The 23,667-nt window shown below is 45.0% G+C and carries 18 protein-coding genes and 1 pseudogene; 10 read left to right on the top strand and 9 right to left on the bottom strand.

Annotated features, from left to right (window positions below; genetic code table 11):
* Positions 1-133: 133 nt before the first annotated feature.
* The 5 genes from AC6RV6_RS24720 to pcrA all read left to right on the top strand — a co-directional run bounded on the left by AC6RV6_RS24720 (position 134) and on the right by pcrA (position 10,964).
* A complete protein-coding gene (locus tag AC6RV6_RS24720; RefSeq protein WP_500243549.1) occupies positions 134-1,423 on the top strand; it encodes an FAD-binding oxidoreductase in 1,290 nt (429 codons plus the stop codon).
* 389 nt (positions 1,424-1,812) lie between these two features.
* Positions 1,813-7,110 (top strand): PAS domain-containing protein, encoded by a 5,298-nt coding sequence (locus tag AC6RV6_RS24715; protein ID WP_500243548.1) that lies wholly within the window; start codon positions 1,813-1,815, stop codon positions 7,108-7,110.
* Between the two features lie 3 nt (positions 7,111-7,113).
* Entirely contained in the window at positions 7,114-8,217 is a 1,104-nt protein-coding gene (locus AC6RV6_RS24710; RefSeq protein ID WP_500243547.1) for a hybrid sensor histidine kinase/response regulator, read from the top strand.
* Between the two features lie 46 nt (positions 8,218-8,263).
* Positions 8,264-8,563, top strand: a complete 300-nt coding sequence (locus AC6RV6_RS24705; RefSeq protein WP_500243546.1) for a PepSY domain-containing protein — start codon at positions 8,264-8,266, stop codon at positions 8,561-8,563.
* 61 nt (positions 8,564-8,624) lie between these two features.
* Positions 8,625-10,964, top strand: a complete 2,340-nt coding sequence (gene pcrA / locus AC6RV6_RS24700; RefSeq protein WP_500243545.1) for a DNA helicase PcrA — start codon at positions 8,625-8,627, stop codon at positions 10,962-10,964.
* 62 nt (positions 10,965-11,026) lie between these two features.
* Here the strand turns inward: pcrA and AC6RV6_RS24695 are convergent, their stop codons facing one another.
* From AC6RV6_RS24695 to AC6RV6_RS24665, 7 genes and pseudogenes are all read right to left on the bottom strand, one after another.
* Positions 11,027-11,935: a heme o synthase gene (locus tag AC6RV6_RS24695; protein ID WP_500243544.1), complete on the bottom strand. Its 909-nt coding sequence runs from the start codon at positions 11,933-11,935 to the stop codon at positions 11,027-11,029.
* 70 nt (positions 11,936-12,005) lie between these two features.
* Entirely contained in the window at positions 12,006-12,911 is a 906-nt protein-coding gene (locus tag AC6RV6_RS24690) for a COX15/CtaA family protein (RefSeq protein ID WP_500243543.1), read from the bottom strand.
* A gap of 325 nt (positions 12,912-13,236) precedes the next feature.
* Positions 13,237-13,842 (bottom strand): cytochrome c oxidase subunit 3, encoded by a 606-nt coding sequence (locus AC6RV6_RS24685; RefSeq protein WP_500243542.1) that lies wholly within the window; start codon positions 13,840-13,842, stop codon positions 13,237-13,239.
* A gap of 80 nt (positions 13,843-13,922) precedes the next feature.
* A complete protein-coding gene (gene ctaD / locus AC6RV6_RS24680; RefSeq protein ID WP_500243541.1) occupies positions 13,923-15,620 on the bottom strand; it encodes a cytochrome c oxidase subunit I in 1,698 nt (565 codons plus the stop codon).
* Between the two features lie 53 nt (positions 15,621-15,673).
* Positions 15,674-16,675 (bottom strand): cytochrome c oxidase subunit II, encoded by a 1,002-nt coding sequence (locus AC6RV6_RS24675; protein WP_500243540.1) that lies wholly within the window; start codon positions 16,673-16,675, stop codon positions 15,674-15,676.
* 304 nt (positions 16,676-16,979) lie between these two features.
* A pseudogene (locus AC6RV6_RS24670) lies at positions 16,980-17,147 on the bottom strand (CU044_2847 family protein); the annotation flags it as partial.
* Positions 17,148-17,178: 31 nt separating this feature from the next.
* Positions 17,179-18,216 (bottom strand): ABC transporter permease, encoded by a 1,038-nt coding sequence (locus tag AC6RV6_RS24665; RefSeq protein WP_500243539.1) that lies wholly within the window; start codon positions 18,214-18,216, stop codon positions 17,179-17,181.
* A gap of 148 nt (positions 18,217-18,364) precedes the next feature.
* Between AC6RV6_RS24665 and AC6RV6_RS24660 the strand changes: the two genes are divergently transcribed.
* The gene (locus AC6RV6_RS24660; protein ID WP_500243538.1) at positions 18,365-18,541 is read left to right on the top strand and encodes a hypothetical protein; all 177 of its coding nucleotides are present in this window, start codon (positions 18,365-18,367) and stop codon (positions 18,539-18,541) included.
* A gap of 20 nt (positions 18,542-18,561) precedes the next feature.
* The gene (locus AC6RV6_RS24655) at positions 18,562-20,637 is read left to right on the top strand and encodes an AAA family ATPase (RefSeq protein WP_500243537.1); all 2,076 of its coding nucleotides are present in this window, start codon (positions 18,562-18,564) and stop codon (positions 20,635-20,637) included.
* Positions 20,638-20,713: 76 nt separating this feature from the next.
* On the opposite strand, the gene rpsU is transcribed toward AC6RV6_RS24655, so the two are convergent.
* Positions 20,714-20,893, bottom strand: a complete 180-nt coding sequence (gene rpsU, locus AC6RV6_RS24650) for a 30S ribosomal protein S21 (RefSeq protein ID WP_072621663.1) — start codon at positions 20,891-20,893, stop codon at positions 20,714-20,716.
* A gap of 148 nt (positions 20,894-21,041) precedes the next feature.
* Positions 21,042-21,290 carry an RNA-binding regulator gene (rbp, locus tag AC6RV6_RS24645; protein ID WP_500243536.1) on the bottom strand — a complete coding sequence of 83 codons (249 nt, stop codon included), beginning with the start codon at positions 21,288-21,290 and terminating at the stop codon, positions 21,042-21,044.
* 287 nt (positions 21,291-21,577) lie between these two features.
* Here rbp and AC6RV6_RS24640 point away from each other — a divergent pair, with 287 nt between their 5' ends.
* Genes AC6RV6_RS24640 through AC6RV6_RS24630 form a run of 3 tightly spaced genes read left to right on the top strand, consistent with a single transcriptional unit; the run spans position 21,578 to position 23,667 of the window.
* On the top strand, positions 21,578-21,952 hold the full coding sequence (locus tag AC6RV6_RS24640; protein ID WP_500243535.1) for a hypothetical protein: 375 nt from the start codon (positions 21,578-21,580) through the stop codon (positions 21,950-21,952).
* 24 nt (positions 21,953-21,976) lie between these two features.
* Positions 21,977-22,918, top strand: coding sequence for a hypothetical protein (locus AC6RV6_RS24635; protein ID WP_500243534.1), 942 nt, complete (start codon positions 21,977-21,979; stop codon positions 22,916-22,918).
* A gap of 5 nt (positions 22,919-22,923) precedes the next feature.
* A complete protein-coding gene (locus tag AC6RV6_RS24630; protein ID WP_500243533.1) occupies positions 22,924-23,667 on the top strand; it encodes an MBL fold metallo-hydrolase in 744 nt (247 codons plus the stop codon).

The raw sequence follows: 23,667 nt of genomic DNA, 5'->3' as shown, positions 1-23,667 counted from the left end.
TGGTGACTGGTGACTGGTGACTGGTGACTGGTGACTGGTGACTGGTGACTGGTAATTGGTGACTGGTGACTGGTGACTGGTGACTGATGACTGGTGACTGATACTATGATGCTATTGTCATAGGATCGAGTTTATGGAGCGAGGGATTGCTACGACCTTAGAAACGCTAACTGGGGTTGAATGGGTGGCTGGAGAGAAACTCAGAACAGATTGGCAAGAGCAACTCTATAATCTTAATTTATCTTCGATTGATGCGGTTTTTCCAGCAACGAGCGAACAACTTTCCCAAGTCATCACCGCCGCCGCTCGAGAACATTGGACAGTGATTCCTTGCGGAAATGGCAGTAAACTTTCTTGGGGAGGACTGGCACAGGAAGCACAACTCCTCATTAGTACTCAAAAACTCGATCGCATTATAGAACACGCTGTGGGCGATCTCACCGTCACTATTGAAGCTGGAGTCAAACTGGCTGATTTACAAGCCGCCTTACAACCCAGCCAGCAATTTTTACCTCTCGATCCCGCCTATCCTCAAGATGCAACTTTAGGAGGAATTGTCGCCACCGCAGACTCGGGCAGTTGGCGACATCGTTATGGGGGCGTGCGAGATTTATTGTTAGGATTCTCTTTTGTCCGGGCTGATGGAAAAATAGCCAAGGCTGGGGGACGAGTGGTTAAAAATGTGGCCGGATATGACTTAATGAAATTATTTTCCGGGTCTTATGGCAGTTTGGGGATTATCTCTCAATTAACCTTTCGGACCTATCCTTTACCGGCAGCATCGGGAATGATTTTATTAACCGGAGAAGCCGATAAAATTGCCTCGGTGTCGCAAACTCTGCTCAATTCATCTCTCAGTCCCACTCGAGTTGATTTGCTGTCGTTTGGGATATTGCAAGCCTTAGAAATAAAAGGAAAATTGGGTTTAGCCGTACAGTTTGCCAGTATCCCGGAAAGTGTCAAAGAACAACAAAAGAAAATCGCGAGTTGGGGAAAACAATTAGGATTAACGCCGATCTACGATCGCGAACTTTGGCCGCAGGTTCAACAACTGACTCGAGTTCGCACAAATCCCGATTCTGTTATTGCTAAAATTGGTATTCTTCCTTCCCAATCTGTTAAATTCTTACAAGAATTAGAGAGGATTTCACCACAGCAAAATTTAGGAATTATTCACAGTGGAAGCGGTTTGGGTTATTTGCATCTTCCCAGTGAAAATATTATTAGCAATCTCGAAAAATTGCGAGAGATGTGTCAAACCGAGCAAGGATTCCTAACTATTTTAGAAGCACCGATCGCAGTGAAACGAACATTAGATGCGTGGGGATATTCGGGAAATGCTTTAGAATTGATGCGACAAATCAAACAAAAATTCGATCGCGATCGCTTATTCGGTGCAGGCCGCTTTCTGGGAGAAATTTAATTATATTTTTGCGATCGCAACTATCTTCAATATTAGCTTTCGGTATTTTTGTGATTAATTTTTATTTTTCGCAGCGTTTTTTTGCTCTCAAACACTACCTTGTGATACTTCGTTGTGAAAAATGAGATAAACTTAACGTTAAGAAAACTTCATTTAAAAACTGGCTGCTCCGATTTTTTCCGATTACAATTGAGATGAAATTCACTGCATTTGTCCCGTCTCTCAAGTCGCAATTACAAATCAATGTAACGCTTTATCTTAATCTTTTAGTTATGTTTTTGACGACTCACGAACTGAATTTTGTCAACTTTTCCATCAGATCGGACTGAGGCGCGATCGCCGTATTGCCGATCGCTCGAGATTATTGACCATAATTCCTCGCTCAACTCATGTTACCTCGCGTTATGGCTCTTACTCCCCCAGAACTCGGCTTAGCAATCCTTCGCAATCCTGCGATTGTCTCCCCCAATATGACCCTCAGAGCGGCGATCGCCAAAATGAACGCTGAAGGCCATCAAAACGAACTCGAGAAAACTTCTCCCGCGAGTTGCGTTCTCGTCGTCGAAGCAGAACAGGCGATCGGTATTTTAACAGAGCGAGATGTGGTGCGTCTGATTGCTCGACAGCAATCCTTAGAGAATAAGACCGTAATACAAGTGATGGCTCATCCCATCGTTACCTTACGGGAGTCCGCCTTCACGGATTTAGCATGTGCCATCGACCTGCTCGGGCGGCATAACATTCGCCATTTACCCATCGTAGACGATCGCGATCGCCCAATTGGACTGGTAACCCCGGAAAGTTTGTGGCAAATCTCCCGAGAATCTTGCCATCTTGTCGAGACGTTGGCGGCCAAGGTGGCACATTTAGAGGCCGAGAAAATCGCGTTGCTGGAAAGTCGCACCGCCGAACTCGAAAAACAGGTAGAAGCGCGAACAACCAGCCTCAACGCGAAGGTAGAACGGGAAAAGCTGGTCGTTGAACTGGCTGCAAAAATCCAATCATCCTTAAACTTACCCCTCATTTTAGAGACCACCGTAGAGCAGATCCGCCAAGTATTAGACTGCGATCGCTTCTTAATCTACCAGTTTCAACCGGATTGGAGCGGCGTTGTTATTGCCGAATCCGTCCGAGGGGACTGGCTTTCAGCCCTCGGCAATCAAATTAATGATTCTTGCTTTCAACAGCAGGCTGCGACCCTCTACAATAACGACATTCCTATTGCCGTCAACGATATTAACAGCGCGGGTTATAGCGATTGCCACCTTCAACTGCTAGAGCGCTATTGCGTCAAAGCCAATCTCGTCTCGCCCCTTCGAGTTGCCGGGCAATTGTGGGGATTGCTCATCGGACATCAATGTACTGGCCCTCGCCAGTGGCATCCAGAAGATGTGACACTGTTGCAAGAAATCTCCCTTCATTTAGCGATCGCCCTCCAACAAGTCACCACTCACCAGCAATTACAGGCGGAATTGCAAGAACGCCAGCAAACCGAACAGACTTTAAAAAAAGCAGAAGAACGCTACAGTCTTGCCACTCGCGCCGCTCGGGTCGGGGTATGGGAATGGAATTTACGTACCGAGGAGTTTTATCTCGATGCCAATCTCAAAGCCCTCCTAGGCTACACCGATGGGGAAATTGCCAACGATCTCGAGGACTGGGCAAAATTCGTTCATCCCGACGATCGCGAAACCGTCATGACCGCCGCCCGAGACTGTATCGACGGGAAAACTCCTGAATATGTCTGCGAACATCGAATGCTGCACAAAAATGGTTCAATTGTGTGGATTTTGGTGCGGGGTCGGGTGTTGCGAGATGCCGAGGGCAACCCAGAACGCTTTTTAGGCACCGATACCGATATCAGCGATCGCAAGCAAGCTGAAATGCGCTGGCAAGAGAGCGAAGAGCGTTACGCCAGCTTAACCGCGACGGCTCCAGTGGGAATTTTTCATACAGATGCAGTGGGGCATTGTACCTACGTGAACGATTGTTACTGTCAGATCGCCGGACTGACTCCAGAAACCGCCGCTGGAGAAGGATGGCAAAAAGGTTTACACCCTGACGATCGCCCGGAAATCATTATCGAATGGGAAAGCTCTGTCCGAGAGAACCGCCCTTTTCGACTCGAATATCGCTTTCAACATGCCGATGGTGAGGTGAGATGGGTGTACGGTCAAGCCGTTGCCGAACGAGATGCTAACGGGGAAATCATCGGTTATGTGGGCATCATTACCGATATTAGCGATCGCAAACAAGCCGACGCTCAAATTCAAGAAATGACGCAACGGCTGGCACTGGCCACCAACTCCGCTAATATTGGCGTTTGGGATTTCGATGTGGTTGCCAATCGACTCATTTGGGACAAACGCATGTACGAACTTTACGGCATCGATCCCACAGAGTCCGGTGCGGTTTACGAAACTTGGAAAAAGGGCGTTCATCCCGACGATATGCCTATGGCTCATGCTGCGGTTCAAGCCGCGATTACTGGGGAACGGGACTTTCATACAGAATTTCGCGTTGTCTGGCCTGATGGGCAAGTGTGCTTTATCGAGGCTCACGCGATCGCCTTGCGAGATGAAACAGGAATCGCTCAACGCCTGATCGGGGTGAATTGGGATATTAGCGATCGCAAGCAAGCCGAAGCCGAGCGCTTACAAGCAAAGAAAGTCCGCCTCGAACTTAAATTACTCGAACAACTCTTTGACATTATCCTCGCGGGGTATTGGGATTGGGATATTGCCAACCACCAAGCCTATCTCAGCCCCAGCTTTAAGCGGATGTTTGGCTACGAAGATGATGAATTGGCCAACACCCTCGAAAGCTGGCAAAATTCGATCTTCCCCGAGGATTTGCCTTCAGTGCTGGACTGTTTCGATCGCCACGTTCGCAGTCGGGGTCAAATTCCCTTCTATAACGAGGTTCGCTATCGTCATAAAGACGGCTCCACGGTTTGGGCGATCTGTTCCGGGCAGGTCATTGAATGGGACGAAGAAGGCAATCCCTTGAGAGCGATTGGCTTTAATATGGATATCAGCGATCGCAAATGGGCAGAAGAACACCTGCGCCAGCTATCAACCCGCCTGAATTTGGCAGTAGAGTCCGCCGCGATCGGCATCTGGGATTGGGATATCGGCACAGATCGTCTCATCTGGGATCGACGGATGTGCGACTTGTACGGTATTGCCCCCGATGATTTTGCGGGCGTTTATGGTGCATGGTTGGCTCGCGTCCATCCCGACGATCGCCAGAGTGCCGAAGCAACCGTGCGCCAAGCCATGCAAAACGGCACGGATTTTGACAGCAAATTTCGCGTCATTCATCCCGACGGCAGCATCCATTTCCTGCAAGCCAATGCCCTCGTCCAGTACGACGATCGCGGCGAACCTCATCGGATGATCGGCATTAACTACGACATTAGCGATCTCAAACAGGCTGAGAGCGAACGACAGCAATTAATTCAAGAACTCTCCACTTTTAAACTCGCTCTCGATCGCTCGGCAATTGTTGCTATTACCGACGCTCGCGGCATCATTGTCTATGTTAACGATTACTTCTGCAATATTTCGGGCTACTCCAAAGACGAACTGATCGGCCAAACCCATCGTCTTGTCAACTCGGGCTATCATCCTCCTTCCTTTTTCCAAGAGATGTGGCAGACGATCGCGAGGGGCAAGATTTGGCGGGGTCAAATTTGCAATCGAACCAAAGACGGGCAGCCCTACTGGTTGGACAGTACTCTAGTTCCTTTTTTAAACGAAAAAGGACAACCCTTTCAGTATCTTGCCATTCGCTTTGACATCACCGATCGCCAAGAAGCCGAGCATATTATTCTCCAACAGGCAGGCCGAGAAAAACTCCTGCGCGAAATTACCCAGAAAATCCGGCAATCCCTCGACCTCCAGACGATTTTTGACACCGCTTGTCGGGAAATTCGCTCGGTACTCCAAGCCGATCGCGTTGGGATCTTTAAATTCGCTCCCAGTGCTGACTTTAGCGAGGGAGAATTTGTGGCAGAATCTGTAGTTACGGGGTTTGACTCTATTGTGGGAATTCCCGTGCGCGATCGCTGCTTTGGCGAACACTATGCCATCCTTTATACCCGGGGTCGGGTTTTGATTGCCGACGATATTTATCAAAATAATCTCAGCCCCTGTCATGCGGACATCTTGACTCGATTTAAAGTGCGTGCCTGTCTGGTGATGCCCTTGCTCTGCGGACAGGAATTATGGGGTTTGCTTTGCGTCCATCAATGTCGGAGCGATCGCCACTGGCAGCAGTCAGAAGTGGATTTAACCCATCAACTCGCCACCCAAATCGCGATCGCGATCCAGCAAGCCAACCTTTACGAACAGTTACAGCAAGAACTCAATGAACGCCAGCACGCCCAACAATTACTCACCGAGCGCAATCAACAATTGGCCATCTCTAACGAAGAACTCGCCCGCGCCACCCGTCTCAAAGATGAATTTTTGGCGAATATGAGCCACGAACTCCGCACCCCTCTCAATGCCATCTCGGGTATGACCGAAGGGCTGCAAGAGGGCATCTTTGGCGAGGTGAACCCGCAGCAACTTAAAGCCTTACACACCATCAAACAGAGCGGATCTTATTTATTGGAACTGATTAATGATATCCTCGATCTCGCCAAAATCGAATCGGGACAGATCGAACTCGAAATCGCCCCGACTTCCGTGGCTTCTCTGTGTCGCTCCAGTGTAGCCTTTATCAAACAACAGGCATTGAAAAAACGCATCCAAGTTGAGATCGAACTGCTTCCCGAGTTGCCCGATTTACTCGTAGACGAACGACGAATTCGCCAAGTCTTGATCAACCTGCTCGCCAACGCGGTCAAGTTTACACCGCAGGGGGGACGCGTCACTCTCAAGGTCAGTCATGAATGGGTTGCCCCTCCCGATCTAGCCGGCGTGACTTGGATGCAAAGTTACCGCACAAAACTTAAGGACAATTCAACGCAGAAAAACAAGGGATATCCCCAAAAATACTTGCGAATTGCTGTTATCGATACAGGAATCGGTATTGCTCCCGAACACATGGATAAACTCTTTCAACCCTTCGTCCAGATTGATAGTACCCTCAACCGTCAATATACAGGGACGGGTTTGGGGCTGGCTTTGGTCAAGCGCATTATCGAACTCCACCGGGGGGAAGTTGGACTATCCAGTGCGTTAGAGGTGGGCAGTTGCTTTGAGATCGGCCTTCCTTGCGTTAAGGCGATCGCCACTTCTTCTCACTCAGTAAATCCTAGTCTCAGTGGGATCGAAACCTGTCAGCCTTCTGGAGGGATATCCCCCCTAATCTTGCTGGCCGAGGATAATGAGGCTAATATTGTGACAATTTCAAGTTACTTGAAAGCCAAAGGCTATCGCCTACTTGTGGCGAAAAATGGAATCGAGGCGATCTCTCTCGCTCGGGACAAGCGCCCCAATTTAATTCTCATGGATATTCAAATGCCCAAAATGGATGGGTTAGAAGCCATTCAGCAGATCCGCCGCGCTCCCGATACCATTAACGTTCCTATTATTGCTCTAACGGCTCTAGCCATGCCTGGCGATCGCGATCGCTGTCTCGCTGCTGGAGCCAATGATTACCTTAGCAAGCCTATCCGACTGCAACAGTTAGTCGCGACCATTCAACATCATTTAGCCCCCCGAGAGGATAGATAGCCCATGAAAACCCCAATCATTTTAATCGTTGATGACGAACCCAATAATTTTGACACTCTCGAAACTCTCCTAAGCTCTGCCCCCAGCCAGATACCGGAGAAGCCAGACTATGAATTGTATTATGCGGCGAGCGGTCAAGAAGCGATCGCTTTTCTCGATATCTTACCCCCCGATCTGATTTTGCTGGATGTCATGATGCCGGGGATAGATGGGATTGAAGTTTGCCGACAGATTAAAGCCAATTTACAATGGCAATCGATTCCTATCATTATGGTGACGGCACTCACGGCCAAGGAAGATTTAGCTCGTTGCTTGGCAGCCGGAGCCGATGATTTCATCAGCAAACCCGTAAATCGATTTGAACTGCGTGCCCGCATTCAATCCCTTTTGCGAATCAAGCACCAGTACGATAACCTGCAAACTCTATTCAAACTGCGGGACGACATGGTAAAAATGATCGTTCACGATTTACGCAATCCTTTAACGGGAGTTTTAGCGAATTTGGAGATATTTAGAAGTATCGAACACCCCAAAAACAAACTCGCTTGCGAACTTTTGGATCGTGCCGAATCCTCGGCTCAAACCTTACGGAAACTCATTGACGATCTGCTGACTATTTCTTTAATTGAATCGGGAAAAATTCGCCTCAATCGCACGGAAGTCGATCTATGTGACCTCATCCATACAGCGATCGAAAATTTTGAAGCGATCGCCGCCCAAAAAAATCAGGTGCTAATCTCTCATTGCTCTCAAGACGCAAAATGTAAAATTTCCGTAGACTTTGCCATGATGCGGCGCATGGTGGATAACCTGATCTCGAATGCGATTAAGTTCTCTCCTAATGATAGTGAGATTCTTGTCAATGTCGAACTCCTCACTTCTGGCGACTCCAAAATTCAAGTGATCGATTCGGGATCGGGGGTTCCTGAAGCCTTACAGAAAAAGATTTTTGAGAAATACGAAGTCGGAACACCCATGCCGGATATCTCGCAAATTGGCTTGGGTTTAGCATTTTGTAAGATGGCAGTCGAGGCTCATGGCGGCAATATTTGCGTGAAAAGCAATCAACCCAAGGGGGCAATTTTTGAAATCGCTTTGCCCGCATAATGCCTTGATTTTCGGTACAATTGAAGACAACCCGTTCGACAGGCCAATGAATAAACGCACGTTTCGCCACTTACATCGCACCCTTGCCCCCATTGTAATGTTGCCCTTTGCAATTACGGCTTTAACTGGGATGGCTTATCGATTGGGACGAGCGTGGTTTGGCCTGCCTAAAGATAGCGTTCATTTTTTAATGAGCATTCACGAAGGTGAATATTTAGGCGATACCTTAAGACCGTTTTACGTACTGCTCAATGGTTTGGGATTGCTTTTCATGTTGGGCACAGGAGTCTTTGTTTGGATTCAAAGTTGGCGAATGGGTCGCGATCGCACCATCCAAGAAGATTGAGAAAAACGCGATCGCAATAGACTACAATAATTAGGTTGCCTATTTTGCACCAACATCTTTAATGAGTGCCCATTCCGATTTTTTGTCTCATCTCAACCCCTCCCAACGTCGAGCCGTCGAACACTTTGAGGGACCACTTTTAGTGGTTGCAGGAGCCGGATCGGGAAAAACCAGAGCGCTTACCTATCGCATTTATCATCTCATCAACGAGCATCGCGTCGCACCCGAGAATATCTTAGCCGTTACCTTCACGAATAAAGCCGCCCGAGAAATGAGGGAACGGATCGAACGCTTATTTGCTCAAAAATTGGCACTCGATAAATACCAAAAACCTTTGGATTCTCTCACTCCAGAAGAACAAATCCAACTCAAATCTAGAGTTTATCGTAAATATACCAAACCCCTTTGGGTCGGAACATTTCACAGTCTTTGCGCCCGCATTCTACGTTATGATATCAATAAATATCAGGATGAAAAAGGGAGAACTTGGCAGCGAAATTTCACTATTTTTGATGATTCTGACGTGCAAGGGGTTGTTAAAAATATTGTTATCAAACAACTCAATTTAGATGATAAAAAGTTTGAACCGCGCAGAGTTCGCTATGCCATTAGCAATGCAAAAAATCTAGGCTTATCTCCCGAAAACTATCAAAAGGAAAATCCCGATTATCGAGGGCGCATTATTGCTGAAGTTTATAACGAATATCAATCCCAATTAGCGGCGAATAATGCCCTTGATTTCGACGATCTCATTTTGATTCCCGTTCACCTTTTTCAACAAAATCAAACGGTTTTAGATTATTGGCATCGACAGTTTTATCATGTTCTTGTTGACGAATATCAAGATACCAATCGCATTCAATACGATTTAGTGCGTTTATTGTCGATGAATGGAGAAGAAAATAAAAAGAATTGGAATTGGCAAAAACGCTCTACTTTTGTCGTTGGCGATGCGGATCAATCGATCTATTCTTTTCGCATGGCAGACTTTACCATCCTTTTAGGCTTTCAAGAAGATTTTGGCGATGGCTTATCCGATGTCAAAACCAAAACAATGGTGAAATTAGAGGAGAATTACCGATCGCGAGAAAATATTCTTCTTGCTGCCAATGCTTTGATTGAGAACAATACTCAACGCATCGATAAGGTGCTGAAAGCCACTCGAGGAGAAGGAGAAAAAATCTTCATTTATAAAGCCGATGACGACCAAGGAGAAGCACAATTCGTACTTCGACAATTGCGACGGCTGACCCAAGAAAATCCCGAATTGGGTTGGGGAAGTTTTGCCATTTTATATCGCACTAATGCCCAATCTCGTGCCTTTGAAGATGTCTTGAGAACGGAAATTCCTTATACGATTGTCGGTGGTTTGAAGTTCTACGATCGCAAAGAAGTTAAAGATGCGTTGGCATATCTGAGAGCGATCGCAAATCCTGCGGATACCGTGAGTTTACTGCGGATTATTAATACCCCTTCTCGTAGAATTGGCAAAGCAACGATTGAAAATTTAGTGAAGGCGGCTCAGGAATTGGGTGTTCCTTTATGGGAAATCCTCAGCGATGAAACTTCCGTCAATACTTTAGGGGGACGTGCAGCGAAAGCGATTAATCAATTTTCTGCGACCATTAAAACTTATCAAGAACAACTGGAAAAGGCAGAAGCTTATCATATTTTAGACGGAATTATGAAGGATTCAGGGTATGTGCAAGCATTACAAGATAAAGGCACAGAAGAGGCAAATAATCGCCTCGAAAATATTATCGAACTCGGTAACGCAGTCTTACAGTTTCAAGAAGATAATGACGAAAAAGATTTACCTGCATTTTTAGCGAATGCCTCTCTTGCTTCCGATTTAGATAACTTAGAAGATGGACAAGAAGTGGTTTCTTTAATGACTTTACATTCTGCTAAAGGTTTAGAATTTCCCGTCGTATTTATGGTAGGGGTGGAACAAGGATTGTTACCGAATGCACGTGCCATGCGGGATCCTGCGGGATTAGAAGAAGAACGCCGTTTATGTTATGTGGGAATTACTCGGGCGCAAGAGCAATTGTTCATTACCCACGCACGAGAGCGTTATTTTTGGGGATCGAAAGAACATTGTTTGCCTTCACAATTTCTCGAAGAATTACCCGAAGATTTAATCGATCGCAATATCAAAATTACCCCCTCTTCTCGTCGCAAAAAGAAAGGTCGTAAAACGGCGATCGCGCTTCCTAACGATGCCGTAACCGAAATTTGGCAAGTTGGCGATCGCGTGTTACATAATATTTTTGGGGAAGGAGAAATTACTCATGTTTTCGGTACGGGAAAAAAGACCAATATTGCCATTAAATTTCCCGAACTCGGTCAGAAAATCATCGATCCGAAAGTGGCAAAATTGGCTAAGTTAAATGAGTAGTAACAAGCCATGAAATGAGTAGAGACAAGATATGCCTTATCTCTACTATCCTAGCTCAAAACTTAGCCCAGAAATAAACAATCCACGACCATTGCTGCACATAACAGCATCATGTAGAGAATGGAATATTTGAAAAGAGATTTTGCTAAAGTTTTATCCGAGGGATTCTGTTTGAGTTGCCATGCTTTTTGCAGAAAAACAGCATTCAGAAACAATGCGATCGCGCCATAAATCCAGCCTAAAACAGTGAAAGGATAAATCAATAAGAAAGTGCAAGGAATGACCGCCAAAGTATAAAGCCAAATTTGCTTTACGGTTTCTTCTTCGCCTTTGATGACCGGCAACATAGGAATATTAACCTGTGCGTAATCATCTCGGATCATTAATGCTAATGCCCAAAAATGCGGCGGAGTCCAGAGAAAAATAATCGCAAAGAGTAAACCAGCAGCCCAACTTAAACCCCCCGTAACAGCAGCCCAACCTACTAAAGGAGGAATAGAACCGGCTGCCCCACCAATGACGATATTATGAACCGTCGATCGCTTTAAAAAGCGCGTATAAATCACCATGTAAAACCCGATTCCGGACATGGCTAAAAAGGCACTGGCTAAATTGGCAAATAGTGCTAATAAAGAGAAAGAAAGCGAACCTAAGATAATTGCAAAGATAAGGGCGTGATGAGATTGAACTCGACCCGAAGGAATGGGACGTTTGCGAGTTCGCAGCATTTCGTAATCGATATCGCGATCGTAAACGCAATTAAAAGTTTGGGCGGAAGCGGCGGCTAAGGTTCCTCCCAGCAGGACAATTAACAACAAAATCGGATCGATGCGTCCTTCCGAAGCGATCCACATGGATGCGGCGGTCGTAATTAACAATAGGGGAATAATACGAGGTTTTGTCAGTTGGAGGTAACTTTGGCAAACTTCCCGAAAATTCTCGTGGCGCGGGGATAAACTGGTTCCTAACATTCTGATACCTCTTTACAATGAGCAATGAACAATGAGCAATAAACAATGAGGACTTGAGAATTGTTCGAGATTAAGATTGGTGTTGGGTGATATTTCGGCGTGCTAGGACTGCAAACATGACGAGAACGCCTAATAATGCTGCCCCGATCGCTTGATGGGAAATGGTTAAGAGTTCTACTTGCAACCGGAAGCGATAGGTGGAAACACCGAGAAGAATTTGCAGGAGGACTAAAAGTGCGGCGGAGTTGGCTAGGGTTCGCAAGATGGGATGGAGGGCGGGAGTTCGCCAAGCGAAGACGATCGCGGCTAAGGTTGCGAGGGTGGCGGGAATGATTCCGAGCAGGTGACTATTCATGACGGTGCAAAGGTGAGAACCCCACAAGCATTGATGAAGCGCCCAACGAGAAGCCACTAACGCCCCTAATAAACTTTGTAAATAGATAGCGATCGCGGCAGTCCAACCCAAGCCAGAGAGATATTTTCCCGTTCCTGTGGCTTCGTAGGGCATCAGGGCTGCTCCCATAGACAGCAAAATACAGAAGAAGAGTAAAGCTGAACCTAAGTGAGCCGTAACAATATCAAATCGCAAGAGTTCCGTCACTGTCAGTCCGCCTAAAAGCCCTTGAATGAGGATCGATCCCAAGGCTAAGGTTGCCGCGTAAGGCACCCATCGAGGCAGTTGTGTCCGCCACCACCACGACAACCCAGCTAAAGCGATCGCGCTAAATCCGACAATCGCTGCATCCAAGCGATGAAACCATTCCAAAAAGACGCGCAGGTTCATCTGTTCAAAGGGTAAAAATTGCCCGTAACAGAGGGGCCAGTCGGGGCAAGCGAGGCCGGCATTCATGACTCGCGTGGTACTTCCCACCGCCATTAATAAAAAGGTGGCAATGGCAATTTTCCAAACCAAGCGACGAATTTGCACTTGAGGAGAGGGAGAAGCCAAGGAAGGTTTAAGAACTGATTCTGTCATACTCGTTTTTTCGTTTTAAATTCATCAATAGGGATGCGATCGCTTAGGTTTTAACAAGGGCTTTTTTGCTTGAGTTTGATGAGAGTGTACGCTCATACTCGTACAATCTTAACGAAATTCCGATGAGTTCTGGATTAACTTCAAGTATTCTTCAGATTGCTTGTTGCAAATCTTAAGAAAATGAGAAAAAATGAAATTATTTACTTTTCTTCTCATGGATTGCTGATAACTATTACTTATTCTCGAAAGCAAAAAAGAGAGAAACAAGTAAAATGTTTCTCTCATCACAGAAAACAATTCATGGGTGTTGTCAATTTGCCAATGTTTAAAAGCGTGTCAAAATATACAACAAGGCAAAGAGAATAATCCAAATGACATCCACAAAGTGCCAATAGATTTCTGCCATTTCCACGCCGGTGTGTTTGTGTTCGTGATAGTGACCGGGACGGCGCGATCGCCAAACAACTCCCAGAATGAGTAGAACTCCTACGAAAACATGCAAGCCGTGGAAGCCGGTCATGACATAAAAACAGTTAGAAAATACGTTTTCAGTCAAACCGTATCCCAAACTTAAATATTCATAAACCTGACCGCCGAGGAAAATGACTCCCATTAAAGCCGTCACGACATACCACAAGCGCAGCCCAGAAACATCATTCTTTTTAATGGCTGAATCGCCGCGATGAATGACAAAACTACTCGAAATAAGAATAATCGTGTTGATCGCTGGGAGTAAAAGTTCGACTTCTGTTCCTTCTGGCGGCCAAGTTTCTTGGGCCGAACGATAGATGAGATAAGAGGCAAATAAAGCGCCAAACATTAAAGATTCAGAAATCAAGAAAACCAACAGCCCGAAAGTCCGAAAATCATGTTCTTCGTGAGGGGCGGCTGCGGGTTTTGTTCCATTTGCAGAGGTGTCAATTGAGGTCATTTTTATTTTGGGTAATTGGTAACAGGTAATGGGTAATCGGCGATTGACAATTTCCGATTAACCCATGACCCAAACAAAATTTACTTCACTTCTTGAGAAACTTCTTGCAACATTTCTTCGACTGAGGGAACTTCTAAACCTTGCGTATCAATACCGTAGTCGTAGGGACCCGACCAAACAATGGGATCTTCGTCAAAGTTTTCGATCGCAGGGGGAGAAGTAGTTTGCCATTCTAAGGTTAAGGAGTGCCAAGGGTTGCGTCCAGCTTCTTCGCCAGCAATCCAACTCCAGATCATATTGATCATGAAAGGAATCACCGATAATCCCAAGAGAATTGCGCCATAGGTGCAAATCTGATTGATAAATTCAAATTTGGGATCGTACATGGCGACCCGTCGAGGCATTCCCTGTAAACCGAGGGAGTGCATGGGGGTAAAGGTGATCAATGTGCCGATAAAGGTCATCACAAAGTGAATTTTGCCCAAGGTTTCGTTGTACATCCGTCCGGTCATCTTGGGGAACCAGTGATACATAGCGGCGTAAACCCCAAAGACGGAACCACCGAAGAGAACGTAATGGAAATGCGCGACGACATAGTAGGTATCGTGAACGTGGAGATCGAAGGGAACCGCACCGAGGGTCACGCCACTCAGTCCCCCAAAGACAAACATGGCTAATAAACCGACGGCAAATAATAGGGGCGTTCTCAAGCGAATTTTGCCCCCCCAAAGGGTCGCCACCCAACTAAAAATCTTCACTCCTGTCGGGACGGCGACGATAAAAGTGGAGATGGCGAAAAACATCCGCATCCATGCAGGGGTCCCACTGGTGAACATATGGTGAACCCAGACAAATAGGCCGACAAAACAAATTGCCAAACTGGAGTAAGCGATCGCTTTATAACCAAAAATCGGTTTGCGGACGTGGGTGGGAATGATTTCCGACATAATGCCGAAAATGGGCAGGATCATCAAGTAAACGGCGGGATGGGAATAAAACCAAAATAAGTGCTGGTAAACCACGACATTTCCTCCCATTTCTGGGCGGAAAAAGCCGGTACCGAAGTTAATATCGAAGAACAGCAAAACCAAGCCGATCGCTAAAACTGGCGTGGAAAGAAGGGCGAGAAGAGAAGTCGCAATCATTGCCCAAACAAAGAGGGGCAACTCATCCCAGCGCATATCGGGAATTTTCAGTTTATAAACGGTGACGAGGAAATTCAGCGCCCCCATAATGGAGGAAGTCCCCACTAAAATAACTGCCAGAATCCACAAACTTTGAGCGGTATTATTGGTAATCAAACTTAAGGGGGGATAAGCCGTCCAACCTGTTTGGGAACCGCCAAAGAATAAACTCGCCAAGATTAAAATTCCGGCGGGAGGGTTGACCCAAAAAGCGATCGCATTCAAATTGGGGAAGGCCATATCCTTGGCCCCCACCATCAAAGGGAGGAGATAATTGCCAAAACCGCCAATGGCAACGGGGACGACCCAGAAAAAGATCATCATCGTGCCGTGATTGGTCAGCAGGGCGTTATAGAGGCTGGGATCGAGGAAATCTGAGTCGGCGGTGTATAATTCTGCCCGCATGAACATCGCCATCATCCCAGCAATGAGATAGAAGAAGAAAGAGAGGACAATATATTGAATGCCGATGACTTTGTGATCGGTGTTGTACCAAAAGTAGTGATACCATTTCCACGCCTCGGGATGGTGATGCCCGTTGCTCTCGTCTGGAGATGCGGGGGGGGTATTGAGGGGAATCTGTGCTTGTGCCATAAATCAGTTGAGAGTTAAGAGTTGAGAGTTGCGAGTTGGCAATTCAGGAAAATTTATCCTTTGTGGTGTGCTAAGTGAGCTAAATTGTGTCCATCAATCCCCAAGTCTTCGGCATAGAGGGAGAGGAATTCGCGATCGCTTAATTCATGGGAATTCACCGCAATGGTTTCTGCTAAGTCTGGATTTTGGGCGATTTGATTTTCTTGCACCCAGCTTGTAAATTCCTCGGGTTCGTGAACGATCACTTTTGTCCGCATGGAGCCGTGATAAGCACCGCAAAGTTCCGCACAGACGACGGAATAAGTGCCGGTTTTAGTGGCGACAAACCGCAGTTGAGATTTTTGACCGGGAATCGCATCTTGTTTCAGGCGAAATTCTGGCAACCAAAAAGCGTGAAGAACGTCTTGAGCGGTAATATTCAATTGCACGTCGGTTCCGACGGGAACGTGGAGTTCTCCAGACACAATGCCCATATTGGGATAGGTGAAGATCCAAGCGTACTGCACTCCCATAATATCGACGGTTAAATCGGGAGGTTGCAAGCCTTCAATGGGGGTTGCTCCGATGCCGTATTGAGGATTTCCTTCCGCATCAACGGCGAGTAAGGAATTCATGCGACCGAGGGGAGCATCTGCGACTTCTGTGGCATGTTGGTGGCTGTGGTGTGCCACTTGACCCACGGTATCGAATCCCCCCATTTCGTTATAGACTTGCACGCTATAAATGCCCAATCCCATGACGATAAAGGCAGGAATTGCCGTCCAAACAATTTCTAAGGGTAAATTGCCTTGGTCATAAGCGGCATCGGTTTCATCGCCCTTGCGATAGCGGAATTTGATCAGGGCAAAAACAATGGCTCCTTCGACCAGTAAGAAGAGTGCTGTGCCGATCGCGACCATCAGGTTGAAAAGATTATCAACTAAGGGGGCTTGTTCGGAAACCTGCACGGGGAGCAACCCATTATTTTGACCGTACCAGACGGATATTCCTGCTACGGCTAACCCTACAGTTAGGGTAATGAAAGAACCGGGGACTGTCTCTTTCTCTTTTGCCATAAGTAATCTTTCCTCTGGTTGCTATTAAGAGTTAAACGAAATTTATACATACACTGTTTTCTATGAAAGCACTGGCTCGAGCAGTTGGCTTGAAGCTACTAAATGTCTTAACAACCCTTTCCGGTTGATGGGGAATCTAAAAAAAAACGAAAATCATTGCGATCGCTGTTCGTTCCGTTTTTTCACAGTTTGGTATAGAGGTTTACAGTGTAATCGTGAGGAAATGAGTCACAAACAATCCTTCATAAGGAAATAAAAGAAGAGATAAAAATCTATCAATTGTCTCTAATTCATTGCCGATTACCTAAGATGGATTTTGGGGAAATTTACACTTAATTTCAATTTCAAAGTTTGCTTCTGCGGATCCTTCTGTCAGAATGGGAATTCCGGTTTTACCACCGATATTCATGCCAAATTTCAGGGTAATTTCTTCGATTTCTGTTCCTGCGATATTTTTGAAAGCACCGATCGCATATTTTGTATAGTGCTATATTACCAACCTGCTAAATTTGCAGGGATGAGCGATCGCTGTAACGGGATTCGCTGAAAAGAACAACGAGGAAAACTAAACCTTGGAAAACTAATACGGTGGCATCGGGAAGGCCGTGCGATCGCTGCAAAATTCCTCCACTGGCAAGGATACCGCCTAAGAGAATCGCCACTAATGCCGCCGCTATGGGGTTTTGACGGGCAACAAAGGCGACCAATATTCCCCCATACCCGTAGCCCACCGTGAGAGACTCGTTGGCTCTCCCGTGGACGGCGGCAACCTCCACCATCCCCGCCAGTCCCGCACAAGAACCCGCTAAAAAGCAAATGATTAGTGTGAGTTTGCCTACAGGTAAGCCGGCAATTTTCGCCGCTTGCGGATTTCCTCCAGTCGTGCGGACGGCAAAACCAAAAGGAGTGCGTTGAATGAGAAAATAAGCGATCGCACAAGCAATCAGTCCGTAAATTAAACCGTAATGAATGCGGGTACCTGGAATTTCTCCTAGACGGTTGATGGCGGCGAGAGGAAAGGTGGAGGGTTTGTTGAGAGAACTGGGATCGCGTAAAGGCCCTTCCACTAATTGATTGAGCAAGGCGATCGCAATATAATTCAGCAATAAACTACTGATAGTTTCATTGACTCCGCGATAGTGTCGCAGTCCTCCCGCGATCGCAATCCAAATGCCCCCAAAACTCATCCCTGCCAATGCCATAGTAATTTGAACCATAAGAGGGGGCAGATTATCTGCGATCGCAAGTCCGGTAAGAATAGCTCCTAACCCTCCCATCACTAATGCCCCTTCATTGCCCACGATCGTCAGTCCTAAACGGGCGGGTAAAACCGTACATAAGGCACTCAGCATCAAAGGAGAGGCGCGAATTAAGGTATTTTGCCACGAACTCCAGCGACCGAATGCAGCTTTGTAAATTGACCCGTAAACGGCAAAAGGATTAGCTCCAGCAAAGGTGCAGAATATCCCAAATAGGACTAAGGCAAAAGCGATCGCGGCGATGGGAATGAAAATTGTTTCTAGATGTTGGCGGGAAATCATTGAACTATCAATCAACTAGATTTGATATAATCGGGATGGTTCTTGTAAAATAGGGCAAACTCATGAAACTTTCTACGGCACTTATTTCTGTCCCAGACTATCGTGAAAATCCCAGTCCACCTACGGATTTGCTGATTACCGATTACCCATGATAAAAACTCACGTTGATATCCAAAAAGTTCAAGAACCGATTACCAGCGCATCACCAGCAGTGCGAGAAATTATCGAACGAGTGCTGAAATTAGAAAAAGAAAAACTATATCAGCGCCGACCTCGCAATATTAACGATGATATTCTCAAAATTGTCAAAGAAACCATTCAGTAAAGCCCAAAAACAAATAACCAATGAAATTAATTTCTTTGAAACTGTGTAACTTTCGTCAATTTTATGGAAAAACTCCCACAATTAAATTGGCGAGTGGAGACAAAAATACAACAGTGATTCATGGTAACAATGGAGCAGGAAAAACGACATTGCTCAATGCCTTTACATGGGTACTTTATGAAAAATTTACGGCTGCCTTTGCTTTTCCAGAGCTTTTGATCAATCAACGCGCCATTCAAGAAGTGAAGATCGGGACATCGGTAGAATGTCACGTTGAACTTTATTTTGAACATGAAGATAAACGCTATCATTTAAAGCGACAATGCTATGCTTGTCGCGATCGCAATGATAAAATTCAATACAATCAAAGTACATTGTTTCTGCGAGTTGGCAAAGAGGATGGACGTTGGGTTTGTCCCGATCAACAAGTCGAGGATATTATCAGTCGCATTCTTCCGGAAAGTTTACACCAATATTTCTTTTTTGATGGCGAACGAATTGACCATTTCTTCCGCTCCGATCGCGCTAACAATATCGCCGAAGATACGAAAGAATTATTAGGGGTTAAAGTTCTCGATCGCGCGATTGACCATTTAAAAGTCGTCAAGCGAAAACTCCAAGATGAATTAAAATCAATCGGCGGCTCTGAAATTAGAGATTTACTCAAACAACAAAATAAACTGGAAAAAGAAAGCGATCGCTTCACTGAAAAACAAGAAGAACTCAAACAGAAACTCTCTCTCTATACAGATTTCAAACAAAAACTCAGCCAGCAACTCCTACAATTAAGTGGGGCAAAAGACCTACAAAAATTAAAAGATAAATTAGAGAAACAAGAAAAAACAATTCGTAAAAATCTCGGACAAGCAAAAGCAGAACTAAAGCGCTTAATTTCCAGTAATGGCTATACTGTTTTAACACCGAAAATTAATACACAATTCAAAGAAATTGTCAAGGATTTGCGCGATAAAGGAGAACTTCCTTCTGGGATTAAACAACGTTTCGTAGAGAATCTCTTAAACCAAAAACGCTGTATTTGCGGGACAGAATTACTCGAACAAACCTCCAACTATCAAGAGGTCTTGACATGGATGAATAGAGCAGGAATGGCAGATGTCGAAGAAACGGCTATTCGTTTAGAAGAAGGAGTCAAAGAGTTAGAAAAACAAATTCCCGAATTTTGGCAGAATGTCGATCGCACTCAAGCGCAAACCGATCGCGATCGCCGAGAATTAGCCAGAGTTGAAAACGAACTCGACGATCTCAAGCAAAAACTGCGAACGTATCCCGATGAAGATATCCAAGATTTACAGAAACGCTTAGATGAAACCGAAGACACGATCCGCGAACTCACTTTAGACCAAGGAGCCACCCAACAAGAATGCGATCGCCTCGCCAAAGAATTAACGACTTTAGAAAAACAAATTAGCAAGCAACAATTAAAAGTTGAAAAACAAACCCTCGCACAACAGCGTATCGCAGCCACACAAGATGCGATCGCGCGACTGATCGAAGTGCGATCGCGTTTAGAAAAACAATTTCGCTTATCCCTAGAACAACGAGTCCAAGAGATTTTCAGTGATATTTCTTTTACTCCTTACCTTCCCCGTCTGAGTTCGGAATACGAACTCACATTAATTGAAAATACTTCTGGAATTGCCCGATCCGTTGCCGCATCCACGGGAGAAAATCAAATTCTCAGTTTATCTTTTATTGGCGGTATTATCGATCGCGTGCGCGAGTGGAGTCAAAACACCACACTGATGGGGCCCGATAGCAGCACCTTCCCAATTGTTATGGACTCTCCTTTTGGTAGTTTAGACGAAATCTATCGCCGACAAGTCGCCCGATCCATTCCTCAACTTGCCAACCAACTCATTATCTTAGTCACAAAAACTCAATGGCGCGGCGAGGTTGCCATAGAAGTTCAGAATTCTATTGGCAGAGAATATGTCTTGCTCTATCATTCTCCCAAACCCGATTGCCAAGAAGACGCGATCGCGATCGGGGGGGTTGACTATCCCCTTGTCAAACAATCGTCAGAACCTTACGAATATACAGAGATCGTAGCAGTCCCATCAAATCTGGCTGTATGAGGGTTTAGGGCAAGGAAAACGGGAAACACTTTACCCGATCGATTACCAATTACCCATGACCCATGACCCAATTTATCTAACTGAAGCGCTTTTTCCGTCGTCTGGCGATCGCCTTGCGTTTCTTTTTTTCTTGAGGGGTTTCAAAATGGCGCAGGCGCTTCATATCTGCGAAAATTCCAGCTTTAGATACTTCTCGTCGAAAACGGCGTAATGCTGATTCAATTCCTTCGTTTTCACCAACGGTGACTTGAGTCATTCGGATTCCTCCTAAACTATTGAACAATTTAATTTTATTATGGCCGATGAAAGTTGGCCAAGTCGCCTTGAAAGGCAACTTAGCTAAACAAACTTTCTTTAAATTTTATTGCATCGCTTTTTAAGTGGCGTTTTTGAACACCAAGCGCTTAGGATTCTCGAGGCCTTGCTTTATTGACCTTTAATACTCGGCCGAACCACTCAGCACCGTCAAGCTCTTCTATTGCCTTGTCTTCGTCGCCCTCATTTTCTAGTTCGACAAACCCAAAGCCCCGAGGGCGACCCGTTTCCTTTTCCGTGGGAAGGTAAACCCGCTTAACAGTGCCATATTCGGCAAAGGCGGATTCTAGTTCTTCTTGAGTTACGCTGTAAGCGAGATTTCCCACATAAATTGACATCGATCGTGTATCTCCAGAATCAAACCAAACCAAAAAGAAAGAAACCAAGATTCAGAGAGTAGTCTGTTTTTGAGATCCCAGACTTTTCTACCGATTCTAAATTTCCATTCTCTAGCGTAGCATAGAAATCTCCAGAGAGCCGATGAAATATGAGAGATGAGAGAAAAAAAGTAATGATGCGATCGCGATCGCAAGGGGATTTCGTTCACTATAATGGTTGCAGGCTGAATTGCATCTCACTCATCAAGTTCTCTGTCTTATCAAGTTCTCTGTTTCTATAAAAAATTATGAAACGCCAATCCTTATCGATTCTTACAGGTATGAGTCTGGTTTTAGGCTTGGGGATCGCCCCGGTTTTCCTTGGGCAAGAAAGCCTCGCACAACAAGCGCCAATCCGCCATAATTCAACAACGGAAGGCTTTCAGGGTAATGAGAGCGATCCTTTGTTTGGAGAAGGAGGGGACAATTTTAATCCTTTCGAGTTAATTCATAATGCTAACTTTAGCAATGGGCGATCGCTAGGACAATTCCAACAAGACACCCAACGCCAATTAAATCGGGCAAGTGAAGACTTTCGCCGCCAACAACTCGAACTCATTCGACAACAGCAGCTTAACGCTCAACCCGAACCGCCGACAACCGAACTAGACACGGAAAGCTAAAATCACAAAGGACGCAAATCAGATTTGCGTCCTTTATTTTCCAATCAGCGATCGCTAATGGATACGGTTGTTATTCTCGCCTATTTTAATTTTTCCGCTCGTCAAGATAGGTATATTGCTCTGATTAAAACGCTAGCCTCTTTGGATCGACAGGTCGATATAATTCTAGTTTGTTATGGTTTAGATCCCGATCGCATTGCTCCCTCTCAGAACCTTAAAATCATTGAGATTCCTTTTGCTTCTGTCGTTTGGCAAAAAGAAAGATTCTATAATATTGCCTTATCGCATTTACAGAAGAATCATCAATATATCGTTTGGGCTGACGCTGATATTATTTTTAATAATAATTGGCAAGAACAGTTAAAAGAAAAACTGGAAAGCGCTCGACTGATTCAACTCTTTAATCGAGTAGAAGATATAACCCTTGAGAAGGGAAGTTTTGTTCCTACTGGCTCGATCCGAAAATCTGTTGTCGAGAGTTGCGATCGCGATATTACTCTTCGTGACTATTTCTCTCAAAGCGGTGTTAGTTTAAAAATTGGTTGTAATCCCGGTTTTGCATGGGGAGCAAAAATAGATACAGTAAAACATCTAGGTTTTGCCGATTTTATGATCTTAGGAAGCGGTGACAAGGCTTTATTCGCATCGGCGATGGGATATCACCCCACTTTTTTGCAAGCACTTTCTTTGAATCCCAGATTATCTCGTCTATTTAATTCTTGGGGAGATCGGGTTTTTCAGACTATTAATGGACAAGTTTCTTGCCTAAAAAACAAAATTTATCATCTTGTTCAAGGGAATTATCAAAATCGTCGTTATAGTAATCGCTACCAAATTATTCAAGACGATCGGTTTGCGATCGATGATTACCTGAGAATCAATGAGAATGGAGCATGGCAATGGCAAAATGAAGAGAACGAATATGCTATCAGAATCAGGAATTACTTTCGAGAAAGAGGAGATTAAAACCTTTGAATATTGTTTTTTACGGAACTTCTGGCTGGTTTGAGAATGAATCCGGTTGTACCAGTTGTACGGGAGTCTTTATCGATAATAGAGATATTGTTCTGTTTGATTTAGGAACAGGAATTCGCCGCTTAGATAGAGAAAGTATTCGCAATAAAAATGTAACTGTTCTGCTTTCACATCTCCATTTAGATCACTGTTATGGATTGCATATTTTACCAATGTTTCAACCTGCCTCCTTAACTCTTATTATCCATGAAGCGCTTAAGACTTATTTAGAAACTTTATTTTCTTATCCTTTTATGAAACCGAGCCATCAACTCGGATTTCCGGTTCATATTTGCTCGGTTGACAATACAACTATTGATTTTGATGGATTTACCATCAAGACAAGAGCATTAAAACATAATACTCCAGTGATTGGCGCTCAATTGCAGCTTAAAAACACCTCTATCAGTTATTGTGTCGATAGCACATTATGTCACGCTCTCCTCGATATAACCCAAGATTGCGAGACTCTTATTATCGAATCTAGCCCTCTTGCAGGAAAGAAAACCAATGGATTTCATTTGACTTTAGAAGAGTTAAAAGAAATCATTACTGCAACTCATGCTCAAAAGATTGTCATTACTCATTTTGGCGTATTAAAGTATCCAGATCGCAAAAACAGAACATTACTCTTTGATTCTATCAAACATTGTCATGATAATATTATTATGGCCTACGACGGTCTCGTTATTCAAAATTGA

It is taken from the genome of Spirulina sp. LEGE 11439 (genome assembly GCF_059821285.1).
This window is presented reverse-complemented; position numbering and strand designations above follow the sequence as displayed.